10 protein-coding genes and 1 pseudogene are annotated in these 10343 nt (G+C 68.4%); 7 read left to right on the plus strand and 4 right to left on the minus strand.

Annotated features, from left to right (window positions below; genetic code table 11):
- Window positions 1-173 (minus strand): DUF4193 family protein (locus AVL61_RS18775; RefSeq protein ID WP_331457111.1); only part of this gene is annotated, 173 nt, incomplete at its 3' end.
- 524 nt (window positions 174-697) lie between these two features.
- On the opposite strand from AVL61_RS18775, the gene AVL61_RS10010 reads away from it, so the two are divergent.
- Entirely contained in the window at window positions 698-1984 is a 1287-nt protein-coding gene (locus tag AVL61_RS10010) for a hypothetical protein (RefSeq protein WP_058874194.1), read from the plus strand.
- A 100-nt stretch (window positions 1985-2084) separates the two neighbouring features.
- On the plus strand, window positions 2085-2996 hold the full coding sequence (locus AVL61_RS10015; RefSeq protein WP_058874195.1) for a DUF1963 domain-containing protein: 912 nt from the start codon (window positions 2085-2087) through the stop codon (window positions 2994-2996).
- 129 nt (window positions 2997-3125) lie between these two features.
- Here AVL61_RS10015 and AVL61_RS10020 read toward each other — a convergent pair whose 3' ends face one another.
- Window positions 3126-4037, minus strand: a complete 912-nt coding sequence (locus AVL61_RS10020) for a hypothetical protein (protein WP_157571378.1) — start codon at window positions 4035-4037, stop codon at window positions 3126-3128.
- 349 nt (window positions 4038-4386) lie between these two features.
- Between AVL61_RS10020 and AVL61_RS10025 the strand changes: the two genes are divergently transcribed.
- From AVL61_RS10025 to AVL61_RS10045, 5 genes are all read left to right on the plus strand, one after another.
- The gene (locus AVL61_RS10025; protein WP_058874197.1) at window positions 4387-5394 is read left to right on the plus strand and encodes a phosphotransferase family protein; all 1008 of its coding nucleotides are present in this window, start codon (window positions 4387-4389) and stop codon (window positions 5392-5394) included.
- Window positions 5395-5417: 23 nt separating this feature from the next.
- Complete coding sequence (locus AVL61_RS10030; protein ID WP_058874198.1) at window positions 5418-6146, plus strand: phosphotransferase; 729 nt, start codon at window positions 5418-5420, stop codon at window positions 6144-6146.
- A gap of 119 nt (window positions 6147-6265) precedes the next feature.
- Window positions 6266-7153, plus strand: a complete 888-nt coding sequence (locus AVL61_RS10035; RefSeq protein ID WP_058874199.1) for an SDR family oxidoreductase — start codon at window positions 6266-6268, stop codon at window positions 7151-7153.
- A 212-nt stretch (window positions 7154-7365) separates the two neighbouring features.
- Entirely contained in the window at window positions 7366-9006 is a 1641-nt protein-coding gene (argS, locus tag AVL61_RS10040; RefSeq protein ID WP_058874200.1) for an arginine--tRNA ligase, read from the plus strand.
- A 111-nt stretch (window positions 9007-9117) separates the two neighbouring features.
- Window positions 9118-9606 carry a GNAT family N-acetyltransferase gene (locus tag AVL61_RS10045; protein ID WP_058874201.1) on the plus strand — a complete coding sequence of 163 codons (489 nt, stop codon included), beginning with the start codon at window positions 9118-9120 and terminating at the stop codon, window positions 9604-9606.
- Window positions 9607-9682: 76 nt separating this feature from the next.
- Here AVL61_RS10045 and AVL61_RS18170 read toward each other — a convergent pair whose 3' ends face one another.
- Window positions 9683-9850 (minus strand): hypothetical protein, encoded by a 168-nt coding sequence (locus AVL61_RS18170; RefSeq protein WP_167318961.1) that lies wholly within the window; start codon window positions 9848-9850, stop codon window positions 9683-9685.
- Window positions 9851-10010: 160 nt separating this feature from the next.
- Window positions 10011-10343: pseudogene (locus AVL61_RS18175) on the minus strand (tryptophan--tRNA ligase); the annotation flags it as partial.

Genomic DNA, 10343 nt, shown 5'->3' on the forward strand with positions numbered 1-10343 from the left:
ATGACCGCGGTCTGGGTGGCGGCGCTGCGCTGGACCTGGATCGCTTCCAGGGACTCGTTGGCCGGCTCGTCCTCGGGGCGAGTGCGCGGAGCGTCGTAGTCGGTGGCCATGATGTGGTGCGTCCTCCTGGGAAAGGCGTTGCTGTGCAGGGCTGCCCTGCACGGAAGGACCATAGTGCATCCGTGCGGTGGGCAAACCCCTGCCACCTCGCAGTGGTCGCGAAGCGGCCGTTGAACTGGCGTCGGCCATGCTCGCCGACGCACTGCAGGTGACCACGGGCGTCATCGGTGGACTGGGCGGGAGTGGTGCCGGCAGGCGGTCCCCGTTTCAGGGGACAGATCGGTGGTGGTGGTTGCCGGTGACTGCCTCCATCGGGTCTGTCGGCATCCTCGTGAAGGGATTTCTTCGAGGGCTCTGCAGATTGCGCAATGTCACCGTTGCCAGGCTGTGCAGCAACAGCTTCAGGGGGAAGCGCTTCGGGAGTTCAGTTCCTACCAGCGGCGATCCTCAGTCTCGGAACATCGCCCGATCCCTCGCGGGCATGCAGATCCGGAGGTCAGGCACTGACCGGACACCCGTCACGTGAGGCCTTCGCTGAGGCGGAAGGACCCGCCCCAGCAGGTTCTGCCGCGCCTGTCATGCCGGCTATAGGCTTCATCCCGTTCACAGTCATTTGTTTTTGCAAATGGACTTTTGGGTGGGAGACGAGGAGCTCGTGATGGCGCGGTGGGGCAGGTTCAAGGGGTGCGTGGCGGGTGGTGCGATTGCTGCGCTGGTGCTCACGGTAGGTGGGGGCCCGGCGCAGGCCGAGGAGGCCGTGGCCGCGGCCCAGGAAGTCACAACGAGCACCACTGAGGCAGTGGCCGCGGCGGATCAAATGTTGCCCCTGGAGGCCTTCGCGGCGACCGGGGAAGGCTTCACCGCAGCCGATGGCACCGTGGCCGTCGACGGAGCCACGGTGACGGCCATGGTGGGGGCCGGTTTGGAGGTCGAGTTGTCCCTGCCGGTAGACACCACCGCAGACCCGCAGCTGACGGATCACGGAACCCTGGTCTATCCGGGGGAGTCACCCCATCTGCACGCCGAGGTCCAGAACGTCGAGGACGGATCGGCGCGAGTGCTGACCGTGGCGGAGGAGGCCTACAGCGACACCGCCGTGCATGAGTACTCCTACGCGGTGGGATTGCCGGACGGTGTGCAGCTGATGGAACTGCCCACCGGTGAGGTCGCCCTCGCACAGGAGTCCACCGCTGTGGCCGATGGCGTCACCGCCGCCGACGTCGCGGCCGTGGACCTGGCGTCGGTGCTGCCGGATCCCGCCGAAATCGATGCCGAGGACGTGGCGGCCAACACCGCTCCCGCGGAAATGCTCGGCCCGGCCGGCGATGAGCTGCCGGAGGGGCAGAGCCTGGTGGGGGTCTTCCAAGCCCCCTGGGCGGTGGACGCCGGTGGGCAGGCCCTGCCCACCCGCTTCGAGGTCCAGGGCACGGACCTGGTCCAGGTCGTAGACACCACCGATGCGGTCTTCCCGGTGGTCTCGGATCCGCTGCCGCTGGTGGCCATCGCCCTGGGCGCGGCCGCCCGGGCCCTGGCTCCGCACGCCATCCGAGCCTTCGCCACCCAGACCATCCGGGCGGGGGTGGCCTACACCACCCGGGGCGGCTACCGCTCGTTCGCCTCGTTCAAGAACGCCGTCGGGGCGCCGCGGGCCAATTACCAGTGGCACCACGTGGTGGAGCAGTCCACCATCAGAAATCGCGGTTGGGATCCTCGGGCGATCCACAACCGGAACAACCTCGTGCAGATCCCCACTCAGGTGCATCAGAGGTGCGTGAACTCCTGGATGGCCCGTAAGGGCGTGCGGTCCTTCGGCGTCAACGCCTCGAGCAGTCAGACCATGCGCCAGTGGGTGCACGCCCAGGGCTTTTCCAAGCAGCACCAGATCGGGGTGAACCTGCTACGCCACTGCGGTGTGCGCATCTGAGCGCCCCTCACCATCCGGGCGGGCCGGCAGCAGCGTCGCTGGGCTGCTGCCGACCCGCCCGCCGTTACGATTTCCCCACCCCCGTGAAGAGAGGACGGTCATGGCCAAAAAGCGTGGCGCCGTCGAGGCGCCCCTGCATGGACCCTTCGGCCAGATCCAAGCCTGGTTGCAGAACAGGCCTACCGGCGCGGACCGGTTGCTGGAGCAGGTGGCGTTCTCCCCGGTGCTCAGCGAGCAGTCCTTCGCCCCCGGCGATGAGGAGCTGACCGAGCTGTGGAGCACCGGGGGATGGGTCAGCTGGCTGGGCGGGCCCGCCGCAGCGCCCCTGGAGCAGTGGCCCCGGGCGGCCGATGGCACGGCCCTGGCCCATGTCCTCACCCTTGACCTGGCAGATACGGCCGGAGTGCTCGACGCCCAGGGCAAGGCCGCCTGGCCGGGGCTGCGCGAAGGCCTGCCCACCACCGGGGTGCTGGAGGTCTTCCACGACCTGCGCACCTTCGGCGACGAGACCGGCGACCGGGACGCGGGCGCGTGGTCGGTGCGCTGGGTGGCCGAGCCGGACCGCACCACCTTGGTGGAGCCCCCGGCCGATGTCGAGGTCCCGGCCCCGGCCTGCCAGCTCGTGCTGGCCCTGCCCGGGTTCACTCTGCCCCCCGCCGCTGACGCCGCCGGCGGGCCCCAGGAGGACTTCGAGACCGCCGAAGCGCTCGAAGAGGCCCTGCAAAGGGCATGGCTGGCTCAGCGCACCGGCTCCACCGAGGGATACCCGGTGCCGGTCAGCCACGTCTACGGCCACAGCCAGCACGGGGAGATCAACTCCCGGGCCCTGCTGGCCGAGGCGCTGCCGCTACATGGTCCTGGCGATGAGCACCGTCTGGTCCTGGACCTGGAGAGCTGGACGGCCCTGGAGGGGTGGTTCGGCGACGCCGGAAGCCTCGAGGTTTGGATGCGCACCACCGACCTCGAAGCCCGCCGCTTCGACCAGGCGTGGTGCCTGATCCGCACCGACTGAACCACCTCCACAAGCGTCGTCCGGGGATCGGCTCCGCGTCCGGACGTGCTTCTGGCGCCGCCGCAGCCGCTGAGGTCGACTTTGCTTTACATATGGCCCGGTTAGCGGCGGACCGTGCTGCGGTAGCGGTTACTCGCTGACTTCTTCGATCTCGGCGGGCCAGGTGTATGCGTGGCCGGGGACGGCGACGATGATGGTGTGCTTGATCTCTTGTCGGGCGAGCCGGTCGTGCAGCTCGGCGGCGGTGGTGAGCGTGGACTCCGGGAGAGGACCATCCGGAAGCGCCCCGAAGTCGTCCCGGGTTTCTGCACAGAAGCTCAGGCGGCCGTCCTCGCCTCCGTAGCCGATGTCCAGGGTGCGGATACCTTGGGCGTCCCCCAGGCGTGCGCCGGCGACGATGTCCGCGGCGGTGACCTGGCCCATGCCCGTGGGCTTCTCGGCCAGCACGGTGGTGTTGCCCTCCTGACCGATGAGCTGAACGTCATCGGGCATCACCTGGCGGGCGTCCAGGAACCCCTGGACCGAGGCCTCCGAGGTGAAATCCACCTCGCGGTAGCCAATCAAAGTGATCGCCGGGCCGGGTCCGGGAGCATCTCCGGTCACCAGGCGGTCCGTGGCGGCCCGGGCCGCGTCGGTCCACTGGCGGGCCAGCGGCAGCACCGACACGGGCCCCTTCCCAGCCTCGAGGCGATCGGAGCCGGAGGTGACGAGGACTTTCCAGGTGGCCGGCTCCACCGGGAAGGTCACCGCCTCGGGGCCCTCCTCGGGACCGACGCGGTGGCCCTGCTCCACCGGCCAGTCGTGCTCCGTGATGATCCGGTGAGCCTCAGGAAGAAGTTCCAGCAGCCAGGCCTGGTCCGTGTCCTCGTCCAGGTCCAGTTCCAGGGTTCCGGACCTGGGCGGCCAGGCTCCGTGCAACGAGCGGTTGACCCAATACGGGGTGTCCACCGTCAGCACCGCCCGATCCACGCCCTCGAGCCGATCCAGCTGCCGCTCCACGCTCTTGAGGCTGCGCCACCAGGGGTCGAATGGGGTGGTCACGCTCATCTGACTCCAGAGGAATACTGTGCCGGCCACAGCACAGAAGAGGAACACCCCCACCAGGGCGAGAACGGTGCGCCTCACGGCGCGGTGGCGCGCGGAGACGTCGACGAAGGGTGGCACCTGCTCAGCGTAGGACGCACTCAGGCGTTCGGACGGTCATGGGCGCCGTGGCCAGAACCGCTGACATTCGCATCAACGGCGAGATATGCACCGTTGCAGTTGGGGTTCCGGTGTGAGCACTAAAGGCGTTTCCCCGGTGCAGCGGGGGCATGACATTGGTTGTCGAGCCAGGTGTGATTGCGGGCAGACTGTGCTCATGACTCCTGCCCGTCCTGAGCATCCGTCCATGGCCGACCGACTGGTTCATCTGGCCGGCCAGGCCCCGGCTGCGCTCGGCCTGGGCTCCTCACCGGGCGACGGAGACGAGGTGCGTCTGCTGGGGCATGGGGAGAGCTTCGCGGCGTGGTTACTGGAGGCCGGCGAGCAACGGGTGGTGGTGCGGATCGCCCGGCGTCCGGTGGAGGAGCTGCCGCGGCCGATGCAGGAGGAGTTCCACGGGCTGAGCCTGGTGCCTGAGGGCATCGGCCCGCAGGCGCTGGTGCTGGAGGAGTCGGTGGACAATCCGTTGGGTGCTCCGTACATGGTGGTCGGTTTCGTGCCCGGCCGCGTCCTTCCACCGGGGCAGTGGACCCCGGGGCTGGTCCAGGCCCACGCCCAGCAGATGGCTCGTCTGCATGCCCAGCGCTTCGACCGCTGCGGTGAACTGACCACACCGGAGGAGGAACGCCGAGAGACGGTGGATATCGCCGGTCAGTTCGCCGCCGGGCTGGAGTGGTGGTCGGACAACCACCCGGGGGTGATGAACGAGCCCGACGTGACACGCCTGGCGCGGAAGGTGGGGGCGTATCTGCAGGACGCACAGAAGGTTTTCAATCGGTTGGAGTCCTTCGCGCTGATCCACGGGGATCTGTTGCTGCCCAACATCCTCGTCGAGGGGGAGACCGGGGTGCGGTACATCGATTGGGAGTGGTCGGAGATCGGGGACCCCGCCCAAGACCTCGCTTACCTCGGTGGGCGGATCACGGTGGAGCCGTGGCATCTACCCATGACCCGGGCCCAGACCCGGGACCTGATCGAGGTCTACCTGGCGGCCAGCGAGCACCGGGCGGCCACGGGCACCGTGGAGGAAATGATGATCCGCTGTGATGCTTGGGAGGTCTACGAACGGTTCCTCACGTCTCTGCATCACCGCAGCCTCCTGGCCGGCCGCCCCGACCTGACCGAACAGGAGCGGAACTTGTACGCCAGTGCGGCTGCCCACGTTACCCGGGAGTTGGGCCGCCGGTTCGGCTGAGGTCCTCCGGATAGGGTCGTTCCATGGCAGAGGAGATGTTGACCGGCGGCAACTCCACCACCGTCGTGCGGGTCGACGACAGTGTCCGCCGCACTGTCGGACCCTGGACCCCGGCGGTGCATGCACTGTTGAGTCGGTTGCGGGCGGAAGGGATCACCGAGGTCCCGGAGCCTCGCGGGGTGGACGAGGACGGCCGGGAGGTCCTGTCCTACATCGTCGGGGTGGTTCCCGGCTATCCGCTGCCCGAGTGGGTGTGGGCGGAAACGGTCCTGGCGGCGGCCGGGAGGTTGCTGCGCCGGATCCACGACGCGTCCACCGCGCTGGTAGGGGAGGACCTGGTCTGGCAGCTGCCCACCCACCACCCGGTTGAGGTGATCTGCCACAACGACTTTGCCCCGTACAACCTGGTGTTCCGCAACGGTCGGCTGCGCGGGGTGATCGACTTCGACACGGCCTCCCCGGGCCCCAGGATCTGGGACCTCGCCTACCTGGCCTACCGGTTGGTGCCTCTGACCGATGACGCGCACGACGGCGGCCCGCCCGCACCCGAGCGTGCGGGTCGCCTCCGGTTGCTGATCGACTCCTACGAAATGCCCTACGAGCCCGCAGAGTTGCTGGCTGCGGTGGCGGCACGTCTGGAGGAACTCGCGGCGTTCACCGACGCACGAGCCGCCGAGACCGGCCGGGACGACTTCGCCGAGCACGCCGCGATGTATCGCCGCGATCGTGACCGGGTGCTGGCCACCGGTTGACTCTCTTCCTGGTGGCGCACCGCTTGGAGCGGCGGTCACTGATAGGTTCCCCATCATGAAGACGGTGTGAGTGTCTGCCCTGTGAACGAGGAATCCCCGAGTACGTCAGGAGCACCACCATGTCTCATCCCTCTTCCGCACGCCCGCTGCAGGGCAGGACCGCCCTGGTCACCGGGGTCTCCCGCCGCCGCGGCATCGGCTACGCGGTGGCCGTGGAGCTCGCTTCCCTGGGGGCGAGCGTGTTCTTCCACCACTACAGTCCCCATGACGCGGACCAGCCCTGGGGCGCCGATGACCTCGATGCGGTACGCGCCGGCATCCGGGCCGCTCTGCACGACGGGGCCCTCGCCGGCGACGTCTCCACGGACTTGAGGGACCCGGACACCGCTGAAAACCTCGTCGAGCAGGCCCACGCCCTGACCGGGCGCCTGGACATCCTCGTCTGCAACCACGCCCGCAGCGGCGGCGACGGGTCCATCCTGGACATGACCGCCGAGAACCTGAACGCCTTCTGGGACACCAACACCCGCTCCACCCTGCTGCTGACCCGGCACTTCGCCCACCGCCACGCCGCCACGACTGCTCGATCCGCCTCAGCGCGGCCCGGCGACCGCATCGAAAAAGCCGGGCCCGTCGATGAACGGGCGGCGGGCCGGGTGTTCTGGATGACCTCGGGCCAGGGCCAGGGGCCGATGCGCGGTGAGGTCGCCTACGCCACCAGCAAGGCCGCTCTGGCCGGGGCAACTCCCACGGTGGCCGCGGAACTGCTCGAGCTCGGAATCGTGTTGAACACCATCAACCCGGGCCCGGTCAACACCGGCTACCTCGACCCCGGGACCACCGACCGCTCCCTGGAGGAGGTCGAGACATGGCGACAGGCCACCCCCTTCGGCCGCTGGGGGCACCCGAGAGATCCCGCGCGGCTGATCGGGTGGCTGGCCACCGACCAGGGCGTGTGGGTCGCCGGGCAGGTCATCACCACCGACGGAGGCATGAGCCTGACCTGAACGCACCATGAGGCCCGACAACTCCACCCTGACGAGAACAGCCGTCCCACTGCTGAAGCTTCGGCTGACTACTCCGCCCACGGCGTTACGGTGAGGGTTCCCGTCGGACGTGGCGGCGGTGTCCTAGAAGAGGTGCATGGCGCCGTCGCGGACCGGTAGCGACCATGTCAGGGAGATCAGGGCGCTCGAGACCGCGGCGTTATGCTTCACGGGTGACTCCAGAGGAACTATCCGCCGCCATTTCCGCTTGTTTGCAGGCCGCCGTCGAGGCCGGTGACTTCCATGTCGACCTCCCGTCGGAGGTGCGTGTGGAGCGACCGAAGAACCGGGAGCACGGTGACTGGGCCACGAACATCGCCCTGCAATTGGGCAAGAAAGCGGGAATGAACCCGCGCGAGCTCGCCCAGATCCTCCGCGACCGGCTGGCCGGCATCGACGGCGTCAAGAGCGTCGACATCGCCGGACCGGGCTTCCTCAACATCACCCTGGACGCCGGCGCGGCGGGGGAGCTCGCCCGCACCATCGTCGAGGCAGGGTCCGCCTACGGCACCAATGACGCCCTGGCGGGCCACACCATCAACATGGAGTTCGTCTCGGCCAATCCCACCGGGCCATTGCACCTGGCCCACACCCGCTGGGCCGCACTGGGCGACTCGATCGCCCGTGTGCTGCGCGCCAGCGGCGCGGCGGTGACGGCGGAGTACTACATCAATGACGCCGGAACGCAGATGAACACCTTCGCCGCCTCCGTCCTGGCAACCATCAAGGGCCGACCGATCCCGGAAGGCGGCTATCCGGGGCAGTACATCGCCGACCTTGGCCGCCAGGCTCTCACCGCCCGGCCGGAGCTGGCGGACATGGATGATGAGGAGGCGCTGCCAATCGTCCGGGAACTGGCCTATCGAGCGCAGATGGCCGACATCGAGGAGACCCTGGCCGACTTCGGGGTGCACTTCGACGTGTTCTTCTCCGAGTCAGCCCTGCACGAGGGCGCAGCGGTGGGGCAGGCGGTGGACCGCCTGCGGGAGCAGGGACACGTCTTCGACTTCGATGGTGCCGTCTGGCTGCGCACCACCGACTTCGGCGACGACAAGGACCGGGTCCTCATCCGGGCCAACGGTGAGCCCACGTACTTCGCCGCAGACGCGGCGTACTACCTGTCGAAGAAGGACCGCGGGTTTGAGCAGAAGATCTATCTGCTCGGCGCCGACCACCACGGCTACATCGGCCGGTTGCAAGCCATTGCCGCCTGCGCCGGGGACGACATGGAGCACAACATCCAGGTGCTCATCGGCCAGATGGTGTCCGTGAACGGAGCCCGCCTGTCGAAGCGGGCCGGGAACATCATCGAGCTGCGGGATCTGTTGCAGTGGCTCGGCAAGGACGCGCTGCGATACTCCCTGGGCCGATCCTCGGCGGACTCGGCGATGTCCATCGACCCGCAGCTGCTGCAGAAGAACACCAACGAGAACCCGGTGTTCTACGTCCAGTACGCCCATGCCAGGACCCACGCCGTCGCCCGCAATGCGGAGTCGACCGGCGTGGACACCAGCAGCTTCGACGCGGCGACGCTGAACCATCCCACCGAGAGCGACCTGCTGGCAGCGCTCGGGCAGTTCCCCGGCGTGGTCGCCCAATCGGCGACCTTCCGGGAACCCCACCGCGTCGCCCGCCACCTCGAAGTCATCGCCGGCACCTACCACCGCTGGTATGACGCCTGCCGCATCGCTCCCCAGGGCGACGCACCGATCCAGGACGTGCACAAATCGCGCCTGTGGCTGAACAACGCCACGCAACAGGTCCTGGCCAACGGCCTCGACCTCCTCGGCGTTTCCGCACCCACGAGGATGTAACCAAGTACGTAGCAATCTGTCCCGTGACTGTTCAGGAGAGGTTCGTCTTCGAACCTGCGGCCTGGTCAGCGGCAGCGCCGGTCGCCGGTGGGGCGTCCCTAGCATTGGGGCATGCGCCTGCGAGAGACCAGCTCAGCCGATTTGGACGTCTTCCTGAGTTGGGTGCCCTCTGAGGCCGACATGGTGCTCTGGTCCGGGCGGACCTTCAGATGGCCTCTGGATCGGGGGCAGCTGGAGACTTATCTGCAGCATGATCAGCGCCGGTATTGGACCGGGTTGGACCCCTCCTCCGGGGATCCAGTCGGTCACGCCTCGTTGCTCGTCGATGTCGACGCACACATGATGCGGCTCGGGTGCATCCTCCTCGACCCGGACGCTCGAGGGCGCGGTCTGGGGCGGGAACTGATTGGCACAGCGGTGCGCACGGGCTTCGAGGTCACGGGGCTGCCGGTCATGAAGCTCGGTGTCTACGCGCACAATGTCTCCGCCCGGCGCGTGTACGAGAGCCTGGGGTTCCAGGAGACTGGGCGGGTGCGCAGCACCGAGGTGGGCGGCCAACCCTGGCACGCCCTGGAGATGCAGCGGCGACGACCCAGCTGACCCCGCCCATGGGCGCCGATCCTTTCCCCCGGTGCCCGAGCCGTCGCGGGAATGCGGCGTCGCGATGGGGCTTCGTCTATGGCCGCAAACTGTCGGCACGGTCGCCGTGCTTGTGCACGTAGTCCTTGATGCCGGCGGTGACGCCCTTGCGCACCACCCAATACAGCAGCCACAAGGTGATGGCGACCATGAGCAGCCAGATGAATAGGCCGAGGAACGCTCCGAAGCCAGCGACGTCCATCATGAGGAACCTCCTGGGGTAGGTCTTTCCACGCTATAGAGGATTGCCGTGTTCCTCTCCACCCCGCCCCTGCTGTGCGTGTCGGCCGTTCCTCCCGTGTTCCGCGCCTCGTGCGTTGGCTTCACATCCCGGCCCGGCGGCAGGACTGGGTGGGTGTGGAGGCTCAGTAGGTGGTGCCCATGGCCTCGCGGACTTCGGCGAGGGTGGCCTCGGCGATCTCGTGGGCTCGTGCATTGCCGCGGCCCAGGACGTCGCGAACCAGGTGCGGGTCCCGGCCCAGTTCCTGACGGCGTCGCCGGTGGTCGGTGAGGAAGTCGTTGACGGCCCCGGTGGTGAGCTGTTTCAGGCGCCCGGCCCCGGCGTCGCCGACCTGCTCGGCGACCTGTTCCGGGGTGGTGCCCCGGCACAGGGCCGCGGTGGACAGCAGCGCGGAGACCCCGGGGCGGGTTGCTGGGTCGAAGGTGATCCGACGCTCGGCGTCGGTGACGGTACGCCG

This window comes from Kocuria rosea subsp. polaris, assembly GCF_001483755.1.
Classification (GTDB): Bacteria; Actinomycetota; Actinomycetes; order Actinomycetales; family Micrococcaceae; genus Kocuria; species Kocuria cellulosilytica.

Excerpts from the sequence above, each read along its gene's own strand:
- AVL61_RS10015 (WP_058874195.1), top strand. The coding sequence starts at position 2,085 with ATGGCCAAAAAGCGTGGCGCCGTCGAGGCGCCCCTGCATGGACCCTTC.
- AVL61_RS10025 (WP_058874197.1), top strand. The coding sequence starts at position 4,387 with ATGGCCGACCGACTGGTTCATCTGGCCGGCCAGGCCCCGGCTGCGCTC.
- AVL61_RS10030 (WP_058874198.1), top strand. The coding sequence starts at position 5,418 with ATGGCAGAGGAGATGTTGACCGGCGGCAACTCCACCACCGTCGTGCGG.
- AVL61_RS10035 (WP_058874199.1), top strand. The coding sequence starts at position 6,266 with ATGTCTCATCCCTCTTCCGCACGCCCGCTGCAGGGCAGGACCGCCCTG.
- AVL61_RS10045 (WP_058874201.1), top strand. The coding sequence starts at position 9,118 with ATGCGCCTGCGAGAGACCAGCTCAGCCGATTTGGACGTCTTCCTGAGT.
- AVL61_RS18170 (WP_167318961.1), bottom strand. The coding sequence starts at position 9,850 with ATGATGGACGTCGCTGGCTTCGGAGCGTTCCTCGGCCTATTCATCTGG.